19 protein-coding genes are annotated in these 18009 nt (G+C 61.2%); 8 read left to right on the top strand and 11 right to left on the bottom strand.

Features of this window, described 5'->3' with window-relative positions; translation table 11 throughout:
- The first annotated feature begins 3 nt into the window (after nt 1-3).
- From GJW30_RS16860 to GJW30_RS16850, 3 genes are read left to right on the top strand one after another with little or no spacing between them, the layout of a single operon-like run.
- A complete protein-coding gene (locus GJW30_RS16860) occupies nt 4-825 on the top strand; it encodes an aldo/keto reductase (protein WP_096357387.1) in 822 nt (273 codons plus the stop codon).
- Nucleotides 825-1538 carry a 7-cyano-7-deazaguanine synthase QueC gene (gene queC / locus GJW30_RS16855; RefSeq protein ID WP_096358880.1) on the top strand — a complete coding sequence of 238 codons (714 nt, stop codon included), beginning with the start codon at nt 825-827 and terminating at the stop codon, nt 1536-1538. Before GJW30_RS16860 ends, queC begins: the two co-directional genes overlap by 1 nt.
- An 11-nt stretch (nt 1539-1549) precedes the next feature.
- Entirely contained in the window at nt 1550-2392 is an 843-nt protein-coding gene (locus GJW30_RS16850; protein ID WP_096357385.1) for a YdcF family protein, read from the top strand.
- Here GJW30_RS16850 and GJW30_RS16845 read toward each other — a convergent pair whose 3' ends face one another.
- Nucleotides 2393-3088, bottom strand: a complete 696-nt coding sequence (locus tag GJW30_RS16845) for a DUF599 domain-containing protein (protein WP_096357383.1) — start codon at nt 3086-3088, stop codon at nt 2393-2395.
- A gap of 74 nt (nt 3089-3162) precedes the next feature.
- Here GJW30_RS16845 and GJW30_RS16840 point away from each other — a divergent pair, with 74 nt between their 5' ends.
- The gene (locus tag GJW30_RS16840) at nt 3163-3576 is read left to right on the top strand and encodes a rhodanese-like domain-containing protein (RefSeq protein WP_096357381.1); all 414 of its coding nucleotides are present in this window, start codon (nt 3163-3165) and stop codon (nt 3574-3576) included.
- Nucleotides 3577-3775: 199 nt separating this feature from the next.
- Here GJW30_RS16840 and clpA read toward each other — a convergent pair whose 3' ends face one another.
- Both clpA and clpS read right to left on the bottom strand, forming a co-directional pair.
- Nucleotides 3776-6232, bottom strand: a complete 2457-nt coding sequence (gene clpA / locus GJW30_RS16835) for an ATP-dependent Clp protease ATP-binding subunit ClpA (protein WP_096357378.1) — start codon at nt 6230-6232, stop codon at nt 3776-3778.
- Between the two features lie 33 nt (nt 6233-6265).
- Nucleotides 6266-6643, bottom strand: coding sequence for an ATP-dependent Clp protease adapter ClpS (gene clpS / locus GJW30_RS16830; protein ID WP_096357376.1), 378 nt, complete (start codon nt 6641-6643; stop codon nt 6266-6268).
- A gap of 340 nt (nt 6644-6983) precedes the next feature.
- Between clpS and GJW30_RS16825 the strand changes: the two genes are divergently transcribed.
- The gene (locus GJW30_RS16825) at nt 6984-8327 is read left to right on the top strand and encodes a pilus assembly protein (protein WP_157746773.1); all 1344 of its coding nucleotides are present in this window, start codon (nt 6984-6986) and stop codon (nt 8325-8327) included.
- Nucleotides 8328-8536: 209 nt separating this feature from the next.
- Nucleotides 8537-9874, top strand: a complete 1338-nt coding sequence (locus GJW30_RS16820; RefSeq protein WP_096357372.1) for a TadE/TadG family type IV pilus assembly protein — start codon at nt 8537-8539, stop codon at nt 9872-9874.
- A gap of 88 nt (nt 9875-9962) precedes the next feature.
- Here GJW30_RS16820 and GJW30_RS16815 read toward each other — a convergent pair whose 3' ends face one another.
- Complete coding sequence (locus GJW30_RS16815) at nt 9963-10298, bottom strand: phasin family protein (protein WP_096357370.1); 336 nt, start codon at nt 10296-10298, stop codon at nt 9963-9965.
- Nucleotides 10299-10557: 259 nt separating this feature from the next.
- On the opposite strand from GJW30_RS16815, the gene GJW30_RS16810 reads away from it, so the two are divergent.
- Nucleotides 10558-11988: a D-alanyl-D-alanine carboxypeptidase gene (locus tag GJW30_RS16810; RefSeq protein ID WP_096357368.1), complete on the top strand. Its 1431-nt coding sequence runs from the start codon at nt 10558-10560 to the stop codon at nt 11986-11988.
- Nucleotides 11989-12069: 81 nt separating this feature from the next.
- Here GJW30_RS16810 and GJW30_RS16805 read toward each other — a convergent pair whose 3' ends face one another.
- Nucleotides 12070-12777 carry a DnaJ domain-containing protein gene (locus tag GJW30_RS16805; protein ID WP_096357366.1) on the bottom strand — a complete coding sequence of 236 codons (708 nt, stop codon included), beginning with the start codon at nt 12775-12777 and terminating at the stop codon, nt 12070-12072.
- A complete protein-coding gene (locus GJW30_RS16800; RefSeq protein ID WP_096357364.1) occupies nt 12777-13514 on the bottom strand; it encodes a vWA domain-containing protein in 738 nt (245 codons plus the stop codon). Before GJW30_RS16800 ends, GJW30_RS16805 begins: the two co-directional genes overlap by 1 nt.
- Nucleotides 13515-13666: 152 nt before the next feature.
- Here GJW30_RS16800 and panC point away from each other — a divergent pair, with 152 nt between their 5' ends.
- Nucleotides 13667-14521, top strand: coding sequence for a pantoate--beta-alanine ligase (gene panC / locus GJW30_RS16795; RefSeq protein ID WP_096357362.1), 855 nt, complete (start codon nt 13667-13669; stop codon nt 14519-14521).
- Here the strand turns inward: panC and GJW30_RS16790 are convergent.
- Genes GJW30_RS16790 through GJW30_RS16770 form a run of 5 tightly spaced genes read right to left on the bottom strand, consistent with a single transcriptional unit; the run spans nt 14518 to nt 17981 of the window.
- The gene (locus tag GJW30_RS16790; RefSeq protein WP_096357360.1) at nt 14518-14832 is read right to left on the bottom strand and encodes an NIPSNAP family protein; all 315 of its coding nucleotides are present in this window, start codon (nt 14830-14832) and stop codon (nt 14518-14520) included. The genes panC and GJW30_RS16790 overlap by 4 nt on opposite strands.
- Nucleotides 14832-15263, bottom strand: coding sequence for a hypothetical protein (locus GJW30_RS16785; RefSeq protein WP_130364553.1), 432 nt, complete (start codon nt 15261-15263; stop codon nt 14832-14834). Before GJW30_RS16785 ends, GJW30_RS16790 begins: the two co-directional genes overlap by 1 nt.
- A gap of 57 nt (nt 15264-15320) precedes the next feature.
- Nucleotides 15321-15578, bottom strand: coding sequence for a hypothetical protein (locus tag GJW30_RS16780; RefSeq protein ID WP_096357356.1), 258 nt, complete (start codon nt 15576-15578; stop codon nt 15321-15323).
- Nucleotides 15578-16015, bottom strand: coding sequence for a DUF1489 family protein (locus GJW30_RS16775; protein WP_096357354.1), 438 nt, complete (start codon nt 16013-16015; stop codon nt 15578-15580). Before GJW30_RS16775 ends, GJW30_RS16780 begins: the two co-directional genes overlap by 1 nt.
- A 1-nt stretch (nt 16016) precedes the next feature.
- Nucleotides 16017-17981, bottom strand: a complete 1965-nt coding sequence (locus tag GJW30_RS16770) for an acetyl/propionyl/methylcrotonyl-CoA carboxylase subunit alpha (protein ID WP_096357352.1) — start codon at nt 17979-17981, stop codon at nt 16017-16019.
- Nucleotides 17982-18009: the final 28 nt, after the last annotated feature.

Below are 18009 nucleotides of genomic sequence, written 5' to 3'. Positions count from 1 at the left end.
GAGATGAAGAATGCGATAACGGCACACGGCGCGACGATCCCGCTGATCGGCCTCGGCACGTGGCAACTCAGCGGCGACAACTGTGTTCAGATGGTGAGCGAGGCGCTGAAGCTCGGCTATCGCCATATCGATACGGCCGCGATGTACGGCAACGAGGTGGAAGTCGGCGATGGGATGCGCGCCTCCGGCGTCAAACGCGAAGACGTGTTTCTGACGACGAAGGTCTGGCGCGACAATCTGCACGCGAAGGATTTCCGCGGGTCGGTCGAGGCGAGCCTGAAGAAGCTCAAGCTCCCGTATGTCGATCTCATCCTCATTCACTGGCCGAACGAAAGCGTGCCGCTGAAGGAGACCCTCGGCGCGATGGCTGAGGTAAAGCGCGCCGGTCTCGCGAAGCATATCGGCGTGTCCAACTTCACCGTGAAGCTGCTCGACGAAGCCGTGAAGCTGAGCGCCGAGCCGATCGTCAACAATCAGGTCGAGCTGCACCCGTTTCTCGATCAGTCGAAAGTTATCGCGGCGTGCCAGAAGCACGGCATCTCCGTGACAGCCTATTGCCCGATCGCGCGCGGTTCGGCGGCGGGCGATAAAGTGCTGGCGAAGGTCGGCGCCGCGCATGGGAAATCCGCCGCGCAGGTCTCGCTGCGCTATCTCGTGCAGCAGGGCATCATCGCGATCCCGCGCACCTCGAAGGCCGCCCGGCTGAAGGAAAACCTCGCGGCGCTTGACTTCACGCTCACGGACGCCGAGATGGCGACCGTGCACGGTCTCGCGCATCGCGAGGGCCGTGTGGTCAACTTGGCGCACGCTCCAGCATGGGACTGATGGAAGACTCAGCGCTCGTTCTTTTCTCCGGCGGGCAGGACTCGACGGTGTGCCTCGCCTGGGCGCTCGAGCGCTATACGCATGTCGAGACGATCGGCTTTTCGTACGGGCAGCGGCACGCGATCGAACTCGATGTGCGGCCGGGCTTACGCGAGCGGATGGCGGCGCATAGCCCGGTTTGGAACAAGCGGCTCGGCGACGATCACGTCATCCCGCTCGATGTGCTCGGCAAGATCTCCGACACAGCGCTGACGCGGGATGTCGCGATCGAAATGTCGGATAACGGGTTGCCGAATACGTTCGTGCCGGGCCGTAACCTCGTGTTCCTCAATTTTGCCGCGGCGCTTGCCTATCGGCGGGGGCTGAAACACCTGGTCGGCGGGATGTGCGAGACCGATTATTCGGGCTACCCGGATTGCCGCAACGATACGATGAAAGCCGTGCAGACTGCGCTGAGCCTCGGGATGGACCGCCCTTTTGTCATCGAGACCCCGCTGATGTGGCTCGACAAGACGGAGACGTGGCAGCTTGCCGAGACGCTCGGCGGGCAGCCGCTGATCGACCTGATTGTCGCCGATACGCACACTTGCTATCTGGGCGAGCGCGGCCGGCTTCACGATTGGGGGCATGGCTGCGGCGAGTGCCCGGCTTGCCAGCTGCGCGCGCAAGGCTTCGCGCGGTGGCGCGAGAAGAAAGCCGAAGCGTCGAAGTGAAAACATAGTCCATGTTCTTCGAAGCATCGAAAATCCTCGGCTTCTTCGCGATCCCGTCCAATCTGTTTGTCGTCATAGCTTTGTTTGGCGCCGTGCTGCTGCTGACGCGTTTTGCACGTGCCGGACGGCAGCTGATGGTGTTCGGTGTCTTCCTGCTCGCGCTGTTCGGCTTTTCGCCGCTCGGCAATATCTTGATCTATCCGCTTGAAGATCGCTTCCCGCCGTGGCGCGAGACGGCCGACCCGCCGACCGGCATCATCATTTTGGGGGGAGCAGTCGACGAAGGAGTCTCGGCATCGCGGCGCGCCGCAGCGCTGAATGAGGCTGCGGAGCGAATGACAGCGGCAGTCAGTTTGATACGGCGGTATCCACAACTGACGGTAATGTTTACGGGCGGCAGTGGACTGTTGTTTTCGCAAGGCATCACGGAAGCGGAAGCCGCGAAGGCCTTTTTTCTTGATCAAGGCATCCCGTCCGAGCGCATCGTGCTCGAAGACAAGTCGCGCAACACGCGCGAGAACGCGACGTTCAGTCTGGCGATCGCGAAGCCGAAGCCGGGCGATCGCTGGCTGCTGGTGACGTCCGCCTTCCACATGCCGCGCTCGATCGGGATCTTCCGCGATGTCGGTTTCAACGTCGAGGCCTATCCGGTTGATTGGCGGACGCGCGGCGCGGGGGATTTCATGCGGCCGTTCGATCGTTTGTCAGAAGGGCTACGGCGATCGGACATCGCGATGCGCGAGTGGGTCGGGCTCCTGGCCTACTGGGCAACGGGACGGACGGATGCGCTTTTCCCGGGACCGAAAACGCCGCCGCCATGCGACCGGTCGCGGGAGAACTGTCGCGCGCCTTGATTATTTTCGCTTCGGCTCGACGAGCAGCGAGCCACGCGACTCCGATGCAAATTGCCGGTGTGCGATGACGGACAGAACCGCGGCCGTCGAGACGACCAATACCCACGGACCCAAAAACCAGCCGAGATAGCCGAGCGCGAGAAAGAATCCGCGCTGCCCGCGATTGAAGTGGCGCCCGGCGGACTCGATCAGTTTCGCGGCGCGCAGTGCGTGCGCTTCGGCTTCTTGCGATGTCGCTTCATCTTTGGGCGGCGCCGAGCCGAGCATGATCGCAACATAGTTGAACAGGCGATACGACCAAGCGAACTTGAAGAACGCATAGGCGAAGATGATCGCGAGCCCGAGCACCTTCACTTCCCACTGCAGCCGCGTCGGCGCGCCGCCGAAGGGCAGGGCGGCGACAAGCTGAAGCACTTCATCGGGCGAGCGCAGCAGCGTTAGCGCGCCGCCAATCGCGATCAGCGAGGTCGAGGCGAAGAAGGCCGTGCCGTTGGCGAGCGAAGCCATGATCTGCGTATCGACGATGCGGTTCTCGCGCAGCAGCATGCGGCGCATCCAGGTTTCGCGGTAACCGTCCATGATGGTGTTCATGGAATGGACCGCGAGGCTGCTCCGCTCGACGACGAGCGCATAGAAGGCCCAGGCGCCCAGAAAGAACGCGAGGGCGAAATAATCGCCAGTCGAGAGACCGAGCATAAGCCGCCTGTTGCTTGATCGAACCGCCGATAGCCTATAGCTCAACAGGACAAGGATGAAGCCCGGAGAGGACAATGCCCCAGAAAATCACGCTCGGTTACAAGAAGATGGTCGAAGATGCCGAGAAGGAGATCGAAACGCTCCCGATCGAGGAGGCCATCAAGCTGCATGGGCGTGACGACGTCGTGCTCGTCGACATCCGCGATCCGCGCGAGCTCGAGCGCGACGGCAAAGTCCCCGGAGCCTTCCACGCGACGCGCGGGATGCTGGAGTTTTGGATCGATCCGGAAAGTCCGTATGCGAAAGAGCAGTTCCAACAGGACAAAAAATACGTGTTCTTCTGCGCGGGTGGCCTGCGCTCAGCGCTCGCCGCGCATACGGCGCACAAGATGGGCTTGAAGCCGGTCGCGCATATCAAGGGCGGTTTCGGCGCTTGGAAGAAGAACGGCGGCCCGGTCGAGGCTTATGTGCCGAAGAGTAAGGGCTGAGTCATTCCGGGGCGCAGCGCAAAGCGCGCGAGCCCGGAATCCATAACTCCGAGAGTCACCGCTGAAACTGTGAGTATGGATCCACGACCGCCGCAGCTCGCTGCGCGAGCATAGCGGCGTCGAGGATGATCAAGGAGTTCGTTGAAACGAAAAAGGCGCGCCGTGGGGCGTGCCTTTTGTTTTGGTTCGAACCGCGAGGTTAGACCTTCGCGAGCGGCAGTTTCGGAACGCTGCTGCGTTTTGCTCCGTCTCCGCCGCCGCCCTTCGGCGGCGTCTTCGGCGCGGAGCCTCCGCCACGCGGCGGCCGGCGCTTCGGCTTGGCCTTGGTGCGGCGTGGCTCCGGAAGCTTCTCCTGCTTCGGCATCACCGGCCCGTCGAGATATTCGAAGCCGAGCTTCTCGATGCCGGTCTCTTCCTTCTCGACGACGACGCGGACATGGCCGCCGCCCTTGAGCTTGCCGAAGAGTACCTCGTCGGCGAGCGGTTTTTTGATGTATTCCTGGATCACGCGCGCCATCGGCCGCGCGCCCATCAGCTGATCATAGCCGCGCTCGATCAGCCACTTCGATGCATCTTCCGACAGCTCGATCGTGATGTTGCGGTCGGCGAGTTGCGCCTCAAGCTGCAGCACGAACTTGTCGACCACCTTCGCGATGACCTCCTGCGGCAGATGCGCGAAGGTGATGATCGCGTCGAGACGGTTGCGGAATTCCGGCGCGAAGAGGCGGTTGATTGCCTCGACGTCGTCGCCCTCACGCTTCGAGCGCGTGAAGCCGTAAGCCGCCTTTGCCATGTCGGACGCGCCCGCATTCGTCGTCATGATGAGGATGACGTTGCGGAAGTCGACCTGCTTGCCGTTGTGATCGGTCAGCTTGCCGTGATCCATGATCTGCAGGAGCACGTTGTAGAGATCCGGATGCGCCTTCTCGATTTCGTCGAGGAGGAGGACGCAGTGCGGATGCTGGTCGACGCCGTCGGTCAGTAGGCCGCCTTGATCGAAGCCGACATAACCCGGAGGCGCGCCAATGAGACGCGAGACCGTGTGGCGCTCCATGTATTCCGACATGTCGAAGCGCAGCATCTCTACGCCGAGCGTGGCGGCAAGCTGCTTGGCGACTTCCGTCTTGCCGACGCCGGTCGGGCCGGAGAAGAGGTAGCAGCCGATCGGCTTTTCGGGTTCGCGCAGGCCGGCGCGTGCCAGCTTGATGGCGGCCGAGAGGGCGGTGATCGCGGTGTTCTGTCCGTAGACGACGCGCTGGAGAGTCGACTCGAGATGCTGAAGCACCTCGGCGTCGTCCTTCGAGACCGTCTTCGGCGGAATGCGCGCCATCGTGGCGATCGTTGTTTCGATCTCCTTGATGCCGATCGTCTTCTTGCGCCGGTTTTCGGGCAGCAGCATCTGCGCGGCGCCCGACTCGTCGATCACGTCGATCGCCTTATCCGGCAGCTTGCGGTCGTGGATGTAACGCGCCGAAAGTTCAACGGCGGCCTTGATGGCCTCGTTGGTGTATTTCAGGCGGTGATAGTCCTCGAAGTAGGGCTTGAGGCCCTTCATGATCTCGATCGCATCCGGGATGGTTGGCTCGGCGACGTCGATCTTCTGGAAGCGGCGGACCAGCGCGCGATCCTTCTCGAAGTACTGGCGATACTCCTTGTAGGTCGTCGAACCGATGCAGCGAACCGTGCCGGCCGCAAGCGCAGGCTTGAGTAGGTTCGATGCGTCCATCGCGCCGCCGGAGGTCGCGCCGGCGCCGATCACGGTGTGGATCTCGTCGATGAACAGGATCGCGCCCGGATGCGCTTCGACTTCCTTGATCACTTGCTTGAGGCGCTCTTCGAAGTCGCCGCGATAGCGCGTGCCGGCAAGCAGCGTGCCCATGTCGAGCGAGAAGACCGTGGAGTCGCGGAGGACCTCCGGCACCTCGTCGTTGATGATGCGGCGCGCGAGACCTTCGGCGATCGCCGTCTTACCGACGCCCGGATCACCGACGTAGAGCGGGTTGTTCTTCTGGCGGCGGCAGAGGACCTGGATCGTCCGGTTGATCTCGCTCTCGCGGCCGATCAACGGGTCGATCTTGCCTTCACGCGCCTTCTTATTGAGGTTGACGCAGTAGGCTTCGAGGGCGTCGCCCTTCTTCTTGCCTTCCTCGCCATTGCCGTTCTTGCCTTCGGTCTCTTCGTCGACGCCGCGGGCAGGGCGGGCTTCCGACATGCCGGCGCGCTTGGCGATGCCGTGGCTGATGTAGTTGACGGCGTCGTAGCGCGTCATGTCCTGCTCCTGCAGGAAGTAAGCGGCATGGCTTTCGCGCTCGGCGAAGATCGCGACGAGCACATTGGCGCCGGTCACTTCTTCGCGACCCGACGATTGAACATGGATCACGGCACGCTGGATGACGCGCTGGAAGCCGGCAGTCGGCTTGGAGTCTTCGCCACCATCGACGATGAGATTGTCGAGTTCGGTCTCGCAATATGACGTTAGATTGCGGCGCAGCTTTTCGAGATCGACGTTGCAGGCGCGCATGACGGCTGCCGCGTCCTGATCATCGATCAGCGCTAAGAGCAGGTGCTCGAGTGTCGCGTATTCGTGGTGGCGCTCATTCGCCAACGCCAATGCGCGATGGAGAGATTGTTCGAGACTGCGGGAGAAAGTCGGCATCAGCGATTCTTCTTTCTCGCCCCCGTCATCAGCTTACTTTTTTTCCATTACGCATTGCAACGGATGCTGATGCTTTCGGGCGAAGTCCATAACTTGGGTCACTTTGGTTTCGGCAACTTCGTAAGTGAAGACACCGCATTCGCCGACACCGTTCTGATGCACGTGCATCATGATACGGCTCGCCGTTTCACGGTCCTTATTGAAAAAGCGCTCGAGAATATGAACGACGAACTCCATCGGAGTGTAGTCGTCATTTAGTAGCAGAACCCGGTACAGACTCGGTTTCTTCGTCTGCGTTCGGGTTTTGGTAATGATCGCGGTTCCGGGACCGCCGGCACCGCCGCGACGCGGCTTGTCGTCGTCGGCCGCTCGAGGCGGACGCTGGGTCAAGGTAGGTGCTGCCGCGCGCATCAGAATTCGGTGGTCCCCTTAGGCACTCTATTTGGGACGTCGACTTATCGGGTTCAAGAAGCGTGCCGCCTCGGTGCCGCGATGGCAAGAGGCCTCTGCGGTGCTCGAAACGCCCTCCCCAACAGCCCAATAGCTTACCTAAGCGTGCATTCGCGAAAATCAATTTCCATCACGAATACAGCGATTTGAGGCCTGTTTTCGCGGCAATCGCCTTGTTTTTCGTCGATCAATGCAACCTGTCGTCAACATCTCACCGGTAAATTGTCGGCAAGGTTGTGAAGAATAACAACAAAGGTCGTCAACCATGCTTCGACGCTTTTGCGCGGATACCCGCGGCAATATGGCTATCATGTTCGGTTTCATGGTCATCCCTTTGATCGGGGCGGCCGGGCTCTCGATCGACTATGGTCGCGCCACCTACACACGAGCATCGCTGCAAAGCTCGATGGATGCTGCTGCGTTGATGCTGGCGCGAGATCTGAAGAGCAATCCGACCGTGACTGCTGCTTTCGTGCAAACGCGCGGCCAGCAGTATTTCGACGCGCAATTCAACAAGCGCTTCACCGACTCCGCGACAGTGACCGTTCAGTACATCAACGGTCGCACCGAGGTGGACGGAAAGTCGCGTGTCAAGATGACAGCCTCCACCGCAGTCGACACCACTTTGATGAAGCTTGTCGGAGCGAACGGAGTACAGATCTCAAGTCAAGCTGAGGTCGTTTGGGGGATCAAACGACTGGAAGTCGCGCTGGCGCTTGACAACACGGGCTCGATGGCCAGCAGCAACAAGATGACGGAGCTGAAGACCGCCACTCGTAAGCTTTTGGACGAGCTGTATCAGGCGGCAAAAAAGATCGGCGACGTGAAAGTTGCTATCATCCCGTTCGCGACTGACGTGAACGTGGGAACGAGCAACGCAAACGCGACCTGGCTCGATTGGACCGCTTGGGAAGCCAGCAACCGTCAAACCGTGTGCACGGGTAGTGGATTTAACCGAGTTTGCACTTCACAGCCGAAGCCTCGGTCGGCGTGGAACGGCTGTGTCTGGGATCGCGACCGCGGCACGAAGAGCAACAAGGCGACCTGGTATGATACGTTGGACATTGCTCCGACGATTACGGACGCTAAAACTTTGTACCAAGCGCATCAGGCTGATGACTGTCCCGTTTCCATACTGCCGCTGACTGACATCCTTTCGGCTGGAGCCTGGTCGTCTTCTGATCTTAACAATACCGTAAATCCGAGTTCGACCCTCGCCAAGAAGGTCAATTCCATGACGCCGACCGGCAATACGAACGTGACCATCGGCATGGCGTGGGCCTGGCACGCATTGACCAAGCAGAGCGTGCTGACGGAGGCCTCTGATGAGGCCGAGGATCTAGAAAAGATCGTCATCCTGTTAACGGACGGCGACAATACGGAGAATCGTTGGGGAGGCCCCGATCCGAGAGATGGGAACGACCCCTCGATGGATACTCGCACGGCGCAAGCGTGCGAGGCCTTCAAAGTCTCCGGTGAGCGACGAACGATTTATAGCGTACGCGTGATTAACGGCAACGCTGACCTACTGAGGAATTGTGCAACGAAAGAAGCCTACTTCTACGACGTGAAAAACGCGTCGCAGTTGAGCACGGCTTTCGTCGCCATCGCGCAAAACCTGACGAAGCTGGCGATTACTCAATAGACAAGACGATGACCTTTGTAAGAAAGCCTGGCAGCGATGCCGGGCTTTTTTGTTGCGGTTGTGTCTCGTGTAATCATGTGATGGAGGTTGTGCTCGCCGAATTCTCTTCTAGATAGCCGGCTGTTTCCCCGATCGATGCAACGTGTCGTCAAGATATCTCCCGCAATACTCGCGGCGTTTTTACTTAATCCATTTTTCGGTCGGCGAGTATGTTTTATCGGTTTGGCGCGGACACGCGCGGCAACATTGCCATCATGTTTGCCTTTTTGCTGGTGCCGTTGATCGGGGCTGTCGGTTTCTCGGTCGATTACGGCCGCGCGACGTACACGCGCTCGTCCCTACAGAACGCGATCGATGCGGCAGCGTTGATGGTTGCGCGTGAGTTGAAGAAGAATCCAGCGATGACTGCGGAGTCGGTTCAAACAAGCGGGCAAAAATTCTTCGACGCTCAGTTTAATCGGCGATTCACAGATTCAGCCACAGTCACCGTTACGTATATCAGCGGACGCGCGACGACAGATGGAAAATCCAGGGTGAAGATTCATGCGACATCTGCGGTTGATACAACATTGATGAGGCTGCTCGGTAGCGGCAGTGTCCCGATCGCCGCGAATACCGAAGTCGTCTGGGGTATGAAGCGTTTGGAGATCGCACTGGCGCTCGACAACACCGGATCAATGAAGGGAGACAAAATGACCGAGTTGAAAACCGCAACTCGCAAGCTATTGAATGAGCTGTTTCTCGCCGCCAAGAAGCCTGGTGACACCAGGGTTGCGATCGTTCCGTTCAGTACGGACGTGAACATTGGGATCCACAACGTGAGCGCGACATGGCTCGACTGGAGTGACTGGGAACTCGAGAATAGACAAAAAGTCTGTGTTTCTAGTGGGGGGGAAAAAATCTGCGAAAAAAGAGCGAAGCCCCATTCCGCTTGGAATGGATGTGTTTTCGACCGCGACAAGTCTTTTGACGTGCAAGACGATCCCCCCAGCACGGCCGATTTGAAAACGATGTATCAGCCTCATCAGGCGGACAACTGCCCAGCCGAAATTTTGCCGCTCACCGATATTCTCGCAAGTGGGGCATGGTCGCCATCCGAATTGACCAGCACGAAGCCGAATTCGACGTTCGGGAAGAAGGTGGACTCTCTATCGCCATCCGGCGACACGAATGTGACGATAGGTCTAGTTTGGGCCTGGCATGCGCTGACCAAACAGAATCCACTGACAGAAGCATCCGACGACGTCGAGGATCTCGAGAAAATCGTGATCCTCCTGACCGATGGCGACAATAAACAGAACCGCTGGGGCGACCACTCAAAACGCAATAATATAGATGATCGCACAGCGCTTGCGTGTCAGAACTTCAAGCAGTCCGGCAGCAGACGTACGATTTACACAGTCCGCATCATCGACGGGAATGCTGATCTGCTTCGCAACTGTGCGTCTCAGCCATCGTTTTTTTATGATGTTAAGAGCGCGTCGGATTTGAGTGCGACCTTCGTCGCCATTGCGCAAAACCTAACTCTGCTTGCGATATCCAAATAGCCCCACACGTCACGATTCTCTAAACGACACGATAAAAAAGCCCGGCATCTCTGCCGGGCTTTTTTCGTTCGATCCGCGACGAACGCGATTAGCCCTTCGGCTTTGCCTTGCTCACGTAATCCTCGACCGGCTTGAAGCTCTGCTTGGCGATGTCGGTGTAGATCTCGTTGAATTTTGCGGCCTGCGCGATGAAGGACTCGTAGGCGCTCTTGGCGAAATTCGCCTGAACTTCCATCGCGCGCTCCATCGAGCGAACGCCGGTCATCTGCTCGAACGCGGCAGCGCTCTGTTCGACCGAGCGGCGGGCGTAGTCGGCGAATTCGGTCGCGATCGTCTGCGCGCCTTGCGAGGCGGCAGCCATCGACTGCGTAGCGGCTTCCATGCCTTCGCGGCTGACGGCCTGCATGTCGTCGAGATTTTTCATTGTCGGTACTCCTCGAACCGGAAGGGCTCTTGGCCTGAAAGATAATGCAGTGCAAAAACGAGTCAACGAATTTTGTGCATTGCAGCAAATCAACGTGAATGCCCAGGCTTAACTGATTGGAAACCGCACGAATTTAATCTTCGAGGGTCGCTTATTTGCCACTCCCGAATACCGCTGAGGGGGATCTCACGGGGTCAAGAGGGTGAAAAGCGGGGGTGGCGCCCGGTGGTTGCGGCGTATCGGCAGACGGGAAGATGTAATGCGTTCAAAAAAATTTCGGACCGGCACGCGTATCGCCGTGTTCGCTCTTGCTGCTGTTGTCGCGGTCGTTGCCCTCGGATCTGATCCGGCAGATGCACGCCGCCGTCACAAGAAATTCCGCGCCGTCGGCTATGCACCCGCTTATGCAGCGATCGTCGTCGACGCGAATACGGGCCAAGTGATGCATGACGAGAGCGCCGACCAGCGCCGTCATCCAGCCTCGCTCACGAAAATCATGACTCTCTATATGCTGTTCGAGCAGCTGGAGTCCGGCAAGCTGCGACTCGACAGCCGCCTTCCGGTCTCGTCGCATGCCGCCTCGATGGCGCCGACAAAGCTAGGCCTGCGCCCGGGCCAGACGATCGAAGCCGAAGACGCGATCAAGGCGCTCGTCACGCGTTCGGCCAACGACGCTGCCGCCGTGATCGCCGAAGCGATCGGCGGGGAAGAGGAAGATTTCGCGCGTATGATGACGCGCAAGGCGCGCTCGCTCGGTATGTCCCGCACGGTCTATAAAAATGCGTCGGGTCTTCCCGACATGGAGCAGATTACGACGGCGCGCGATCAGGCGATCCTCGGCCGCGCGATCCAGGAACGCTTCCCGCGCTACTATCGCTACTTCAACACGCGCCAGTTCGTGTATCGCGGCCGCCCAATCGGCAACCACAACCGTCTGCTCGGCCGCGTCGAAGGTGTCGACGGCATTAAGACGGGTTACACGCGCGCTTCGGGCTTCAATCTCGTGTCGTCGATGAAGCGAGGCAATCGCCACATCGTCGCCGTCGTGCTCGGCGGACGTTCGGGTGGCGCGCGCGATGCGCGCATGCGTCACCTTCTCGAGGACAATATCGTCGAGGCTTCGGCCCGCCGCACCGCGCCGCGCATGATCGAAGTTGCCGACAACGATGCGCCGGCGAAGCCGCAGCGTGTCGCCGTCGCGGAAGCGCCGCGCGCGACCGCATCGGTGCCGCAGACTTTCGCCATGATGGCTCCGGTTGCCGCGCCGGCTCCGTCGGTGGGCTCGGCCGAGCCGATCCGTCCGACGCTGGTGAAGACTTTGACGGTCAAGCGCGGTCCGGCGGCTCAAGCTGCTGCACCGGCGCCGGTCGCTGCTCCGCAGCGCGTCGCTTCGCTCGGCGATACGCCGATCATCAGCGAGCCGCGTTCGCCGCGTGCTCTGCCGAAAGGCGAATGGGTTATTCAGATCGGTGCATTCCCGGCTGAGACGCAGGCGCAGGAGCGTCTGAAGGAAGCGCGTTCGCTCGCGAGCAGCGCTCTCGGCCGCGCCGAGCCGTTCACGGAACGCGTCACGAAGGGCGACACCACGCTCTTCCGCGCACGCTTCGCGGGCTTCGATCGCGACCGCGCTGAGGCTGCGTGCAAGCAGCTAAAGCGCAGCGAGATCAACTGCCTCGCGATGAAAAACTAAGAAACTGATTCAACGGGGAAGGGTGGGGCAACTCACCCGGCGCGCAGAGAAGACAGAGCCGATAGTACAGTCGGAGTGAGTTCACGCATGTCGGCGCAGCAAAACGTCCTTGGCCATGTTGACGCGAGCCGCAAGGTACGTCGATCCCCCTTGGTCGGGATGGATTTTCTTCATCAGGTTCCGATGCGCGCGCGTGATGTCGTCGGCGCTCGCGCCGGCTTCCAAGCCAAGGACCTGATAGGCCTCCTCTGGCGTCATTGGGCCCCCGCCGCCAGCCGCCACGCCGCTCCCCGCTGCTTGACCCGGATCACCGTTTTCACGCCAGCGGGAATCCCGGCGGTCAAGATAAGCTGCAAGTAGGGCGCGGCTCTCGTCGTCGATGTCGGCCAGCAGACGCACCAGCGTCGGCACGTTGAGCGCATCGAGCGAGGTTCCCTCGTAGGGGCCGGCCAAGATCACACCCTGCATCTCGCCAGTGTCGTGCGAGAGTTCCATCTCGACGAAGGCCGTGCGTACGCGCGAGACCTGGCCAGGCGTCTTATTCCAGCGCTGCGTCCAACTCGCGGGCAATCCCGGAATCCAGCCGAGCAAGGCCATCGCGCCCATCGCGAGCGGCGCCGCGATTGCGATCTGGCCGCGAACCGCGAACAGCCCCGCGATGCCGAGCGCCGCGACACCGCCGGCGGTCTTCAAGCCATCGCGCACCTGGTTCGGCTTGGCGTTCTTAAGCCACTGCAGTCCGAAATAGAGGAAGAAGACGATCGCGATCGCGATCAGAAGTTGCGGCATTACTTGAGCTGCTCCAACAGCTGCCGCGCGCCGCGGTCGTTCGCGTTCTCGAGCGCCCGGATGCCGCCAGCCGCGTAAATCGCGGCGGCACGGAGTAACTCAGCTAGCGTGTTCGCGGCGCCCTGATCGAAACGGCAATAGGCACCGCGCGTCAGCCGCGCGATTTCTCGGAAGGCTTTCTCGGTGACGCTGTCGCTGCCTTCCTGGAACATCAATACCGGAACGCCGAGCATGCCAAGTTCACCGGCGGCGGCGCAGAGGTCGTCGATCTTCTCCTCCATGGCATCGCCGATGAAGACGAGTGTCTGCACTTTCGTCTTTTGGGTTTCGGTGCGGGCGTGGCGAAGGATCTTGGCGATCTGCGTATGGCCGCCGCGCACGTCGATCTGGCTCATGAGATCGCGCAGGCGCGCAGTGTCGGAAACCCAGGGCGAAGAGCGGCATTCGTCGAAGCCGCGATAGTAGACGAGCTGCACGTCGAGGCCGCCAACCGCGCCGGCTTCGCGGAACATCTCGCCCTGCAGGCGGCAAGCGGTGTCCCAGGTCGGCTGACGACTCATCGTTGCGTCGAGCGCGAAGAGAAGGCGGCCGCGCTGGCCCGGCGCGACCGGCGGCGCGAGCGTACGGGCGCGCGTCAAGAACGCGTCGATATCGCCGCGCGACGACGGCGCCTTGGCCTGCGCATCGGCATTCTGCCGTGGCGCGGGCGTCTGACGGTCTGTCGGGTTGCGGCTCATTCTGTCTCCCTGGAAAGCGATTAAGTGGTTGTTTGTCGCGGGAGTGCAAGCCTGTGGTTCATTCGGCCGCGGGTTGGCGGTAACCGTTTGGTTTAGTGCGGGGAATGCGGTAGGTGTCGGGCCTCGTAGAGTTGCTATCCGAAGGGTTTTCCATGCCTCGCCGTCCTGCCATTGCCGACACGATTGCGGCGTTGCGCAAGCGCATCCAGGGATACCGAAACGCCGGCGAGAAAGTCGCGCTGGTGCCGACGATGGGCGCGCTACATGCGGGGCATCTGGCGCTGGTGAAGCACGGGCAGAAGAAGGCCGAGCGCGTCGTCGTCTCGATCTTCGTCAACCCGACGCAGTTCGCGCCGACGGAGGATTTCTCGAGCTATCCGCGCACATTCGAGTCCGATTGCGCGAAGCTGGCGGAGGCGAAAGCCGATCTCGTCTGGGCGCCGAAGGCGGTGACGATCATGTATCCGCCGGACTTCTCGACGCATATCGCGCCGTCAGGGCCGGCGAGCGTCGGCCTCGAAGATAAGTTCCGTCCGCACTTCTTCGGTGGCGTCGCGACCGTGGTTTCGAAACTGCTGCTGCAGAATCTGCCGGATTTCGCGATTTTCGGCGAGAAGGATTTCCAGCAGCTGCGTGTCGTGGAGAAGATGGTCGCCGATCTCGACATTCCGGTGAAGATTATCGGAGCGCCGACCGTGCGCGAGAAAGACGGACTCGCTATGTCGTCGCGCAACGTCTACCTCTCCGAAGAGCACCGCGCGATCGCACCGTTGATCCATCGGACGCTGCGTTTTTGTGCCGAAGACATTCGCGCCGGAACCGCCGTCTCGAAGGCGACCGAGGCGGGGCAAAAGTCGCTCGAGCAGGCAGGTTTTGCGGTCGATTATCTCGAAGCGCGCGAGACGGAGTCGCTTAAATCCGTTGCGGATAAGAGCGATGCAAAGCTGCGCCTGCTCGTCGCGGCGAAGATCGGGAAGACCCGGCTGATCGATAATATTGCGGTCTAGCCGACCTCCGGCAGAACTGGCCGGAAGAACGATCGCTCGTAGCGCAGGAAGCATTTGGTGCGCTTCGCGAAGGCGACGGCTTCGGCTACGTCCGGGTCTTTCGCGGCGTCTTTGCGATACTGTTCGTATTCAGCGAGGCTTGCGAAGCTGAACATCGAGAGCGCGATGTCGCTTTCCCCCTCGGACGGCAGAAAGTAGCCGTGATGGATGCCGCCGAAGCGCGGCAGAAGATTGAGCCACATCTTCGCGTATTCCTCGAACTCAGCGATCTTATCGGGATCGATGACGTAGCGGAGATAGCAGGTGATCATCACTTCCTCTGGCAATTGCCTTGAATAATGTAGTGCACGAGCTTGTCGTTCGCGGCCGTGCTTTCGGTAATCCACAGCGCGCCGTCGCGCGCGATGATCAGCGTTCCGGCGGACTGAAGCGTTTTCGTATCCGCCATGAGCGAAGCGAAAATCTGTCCGTCGCGTTCGATCACGCGGCTGCGCGATGTGAAATTGTTCGGCTGATCGTCGAGTTCCGGATCGCCCGTATTCGTCCAAGTGATGGACGATCTCGTCGGCTTCTTCGTATCGATTGCGATCTTGAGCTGGCTGCCTTCACGCACCGTGACCGCGACAAGATCGCCGTTGGTGGCGCGCCCCACCTGAGAGAGATTCGAACAGACGAATTCGCGGGCCAGCGCAGGCTCAGCTGCGACAGTCGCGAACAAAACAATGATGGAAATATGCCTCACGCGAATCCTTCTCGCGTCGCAGTGCGGCCTCAATGTGATCGCGAGCGGATTAAGTTGTCAACGCGCGCGAACGCTCGTTCCAACGCTGAGATAACCGCCGACCGTCACGGTCGTATTGCCGGCGCGATAAGTTCCAGGCGGAAGCTTTTCGTCCTGACGGCCGGTTTTCTCCGCGCGCCCCACCGACGGTTTGCTCTGCGCGCAATTGGTCTTCGGCTGCGTCAGCGAGCTTTGCACTCCGCCCCGACAATCGTCGGCGACTGCGGCAGTCGCGAAACCTGAAGCGATGATGGCACCGGCGAGCAAGATTTTCATCAGAGCAATCCCAGCTCTCTGAGTTCGCGCCGCATGGGTTCCGGCATACCGGCCGCGCCTGGCGCGGCGTGATCGAGATCGGGCGGCGCGTCTTTCACGGTGAGATACCGCCAGCCCTGGAAGGCGCGGAAGGGTCGAGGCCGAACCGTGATGACCTTCGGTTCCAGCACAAGCTCGCAGCGGCTGATACCTTCCTTGTCAATGATGCTGCGCACGTCCCGCAGCTGCTGGCGGCAAGATAGTTCGCCGCGGATCACCCAGTAGAGCGAGCCGGCTCCGAGCAACTCATCGACACGCTTCGGCATCATGCGGGTGGTGTGCACATGTTCGACCGGCAGCTTGCGCTTCTTCTTGTCGCGCAGCCGCTCGTCGATCCAGCCCTGCAGCTCCTCGATCGAGTCGCAGCCGACGCAGAGTTTGATGAGGTTCAGGCTCATCTCAGGTCGCGGCCTCGATCTGGACCAGGCCGGTGCCCTCGGCGACTTGCGCACCGACATTGCCGTTGAGGACGCGCACGGTGCCGGCGATCGGCGCCGTCAGCGTGTGCTCCATCTTCATCGCTTCGATGACGGCGACGCGCGCGCCTTTGTCGACGGTGTCGCCATCGTTGACGAAGAGGGCCAAGAGTTTGCCATGCATCGGTGCCTTGATGGCGCCATCGCCGCCGCCGTGATCTGCATCGATTGCCGGGTCTTCGATGTGGACGACGAACTGCCGTCCGCCGCGCAGCACGTAGACGTCGCGGCCGTGATCGATGACATGCGCGTCGCTCGCAGCCGCAGCGCCGTCGACGGAGATTGTCGCCACCGCCTTGGCACGCTGCGGATAGGAGATGTCGGCACGAATGCGCTCGCCGTCGGCGATCAGCGCGATGCTGGTCTTGCGGTCGCCCGAGAAGCTGAAGGCGTCGGTGGCAGACCACGGCGAGTGTAGTTCGGTGCTGACGCGGCGCGCGCGTTCGTGCAGCGCAGTGGTTTCGCGCGCGAACAGGCGCGCGGCGCCGGCAGCGACTGCGGCCGTATCCTTCGCGCGCGGAACAGCGCCGAGGTCTTCCATGTGGCGCTCGATGAAGCCGGTGTCGAACTTCTCGGCGCGGAATTCAGGGTGCTTGCAGATCGCCGAAAGGAAAGCCGCGTTGGTGCGTGGACCGGCGACGGCCGTGTGGTCCATCACGTCGGCGAGACGGTCGAGCGCTTCGGTGCGCGTCGGCGCATGGGCGATGACTTTCGCGATCATCGGATCGTAGTAGGGCGTCACGTCCATGCCTGCGGCGACGCCAGCGTCGATGCGGACGCCTTCGCGCTGCGGAAGCTCGAGCGCGATGACGCGACCGGTCGACGGCACGAAACCGCGCTCGGGGTCTTCCGCGTAGAGGCGTGCTTCGACGGCGTGGCCGTTGAGCCGAATGTCTTTCTGCTCGAGCGGCAACTTCTCGCCCGAAGCAACGCGGAATTGCCATTCGACGAGATCGAGGCCCGTCACCATTTCGGTGACCGGATGCTCGACCTGCAGGCGCGTGTTCATTTCCATGAACCAGAAGCCGTCGGCGCGAAGCGCTCCGGCACCGTCCGCAATGAACTCGACCGTGCCGGCACCCGAATAGCCGACCGCTTTCGCGGCGGCGACGGCCGCACGGCCCATCGCGTCACGCACTTGTGGCGACATGCCCGGAGCCGGGGACTCTTCGATTACCTTCTGATGGCGGCGCTGCAGCGAGCAGTCGCGCTCGTTGAGGTGAACGGCATTGCCGTAGTTGTCGCCAAAGACTTGGATTTCGACATGGCGCGGCGAGAGGACGTATTTCTCGATCAGCACGCGGTTGTCGCCGAACGCGCCTTGCGCTTCACGCATCGCGCCTTCGAGCGCGTCGTCGAAGTCGGCGTGCTTGTCGACGCGGCGCATGCCTTTGCCGCCGCCGCCGGCGACCGCCTTGATGAGGACCGGATAGCCGATTTCGTAAGCCTTCTGCTTCAGGAACGTCGGCTCCTGCCGCTCGCCGTGATAGCCCGGGACGACCGGCACGCCGGCTTTTTCCATCAGCGCTTTGGCGGCGTCTTTCAGGCCCATCGCCCGAATGGCATTCGGCGGCGGGCCGACGAAGACGAGACCGGCAGCTGCGCAAGCTTCAGCGAAGGCGGCGTTCTCCGAGAGGAAGCCGTAGCCTGGGTGAACGCAGTCGGCGCCGGCTTTCTTGGCGACCGCGATGATCTTCTCGGCGACGAGATAGCTCTCGCGCGGCGGTGCGGCGCCGATGTGGTGCGCCTCATCGCAGACTTGGACGTGAAGCGACTTCGCGTCGGCGTCGGAATAGACCGCGATCGTGCGCATACCGAGCGCTTTTGCGGTTCTGGCGATGCGGCAGGCGATCTCGCCACGGTTGGCGATCAGAACGGATTTCAGCATTCGACATTTCTGAGCGAGGCGCCGCGCC

The organism is Variibacter gotjawalensis, from assembly GCF_002355335.1.
Classification (GTDB): Bacteria; Pseudomonadota; Alphaproteobacteria; order Rhizobiales; family Xanthobacteraceae; genus Variibacter; species Variibacter gotjawalensis.
The sequence above is the reverse complement of the archived record's forward strand: the minus strand, read 5'-3'. Positions and strand labels throughout refer to the sequence as shown.

What these genes read in the sequence shown, in the direction of transcription:
- GJW30_RS16860 (WP_096357387.1), top strand. Translation starts at nt 4, where the DNA reads ATGAAGAATGCGATAACGGCACACGGCGCGACGATCCCGCTGATCGGC.
- queC (WP_096358880.1), top strand. Translation starts at nt 825, where the DNA reads ATGGAAGACTCAGCGCTCGTTCTTTTCTCCGGCGGGCAGGACTCGACG.
- GJW30_RS16850 (WP_096357385.1), top strand. Translation starts at nt 1,550, where the DNA reads ATGTTCTTCGAAGCATCGAAAATCCTCGGCTTCTTCGCGATCCCGTCC.
- GJW30_RS16845 (WP_096357383.1), bottom strand. Translation starts at nt 3,088, where the DNA reads ATGCTCGGTCTCTCGACTGGCGATTATTTCGCCCTCGCGTTCTTTCTG.
- GJW30_RS16840 (WP_096357381.1), top strand. Translation starts at nt 3,163, where the DNA reads ATGCCCCAGAAAATCACGCTCGGTTACAAGAAGATGGTCGAAGATGCC.
- clpA (WP_096357378.1), bottom strand. Translation starts at nt 6,232, where the DNA reads ATGCCGACTTTCTCCCGCAGTCTCGAACAATCTCTCCATCGCGCATTG.
- clpS (WP_096357376.1), bottom strand. Translation starts at nt 6,643, where the DNA reads ATGCGCGCGGCAGCACCTACCTTGACCCAGCGTCCGCCTCGAGCGGCC.
- GJW30_RS16825 (WP_157746773.1), top strand. Translation starts at nt 6,984, where the DNA reads ATGGCTATCATGTTCGGTTTCATGGTCATCCCTTTGATCGGGGCGGCC.
- GJW30_RS16820 (WP_096357372.1), top strand. Translation starts at nt 8,537, where the DNA reads ATGTTTTATCGGTTTGGCGCGGACACGCGCGGCAACATTGCCATCATG.
- GJW30_RS16815 (WP_096357370.1), bottom strand. Translation starts at nt 10,298, where the DNA reads ATGAAAAATCTCGACGACATGCAGGCCGTCAGCCGCGAAGGCATGGAA.
- GJW30_RS16810 (WP_096357368.1), top strand. Translation starts at nt 10,558, where the DNA reads ATGCGTTCAAAAAAATTTCGGACCGGCACGCGTATCGCCGTGTTCGCT.
- GJW30_RS16805 (WP_096357366.1), bottom strand. Translation starts at nt 12,777, where the DNA reads ATGCCGCAACTTCTGATCGCGATCGCGATCGTCTTCTTCCTCTATTTC.
- GJW30_RS16800 (WP_096357364.1), bottom strand. Translation starts at nt 13,514, where the DNA reads ATGAGCCGCAACCCGACAGACCGTCAGACGCCCGCGCCACGGCAGAAT.
- panC (WP_096357362.1), top strand. Translation starts at nt 13,667, where the DNA reads ATGCCTCGCCGTCCTGCCATTGCCGACACGATTGCGGCGTTGCGCAAG.
- GJW30_RS16790 (WP_096357360.1), bottom strand. Translation starts at nt 14,832, where the DNA reads ATGATCACCTGCTATCTCCGCTACGTCATCGATCCCGATAAGATCGCT.
- GJW30_RS16780 (WP_096357356.1), bottom strand. Translation starts at nt 15,578, where the DNA reads ATGAAAATCTTGCTCGCCGGTGCCATCATCGCTTCAGGTTTCGCGACT.
- GJW30_RS16775 (WP_096357354.1), bottom strand. Translation starts at nt 16,015, where the DNA reads ATGAGCCTGAACCTCATCAAACTCTGCGTCGGCTGCGACTCGATCGAG.
- GJW30_RS16770 (WP_096357352.1), bottom strand. Translation starts at nt 17,981, where the DNA reads ATGCTGAAATCCGTTCTGATCGCCAACCGTGGCGAGATCGCCTGCCGC.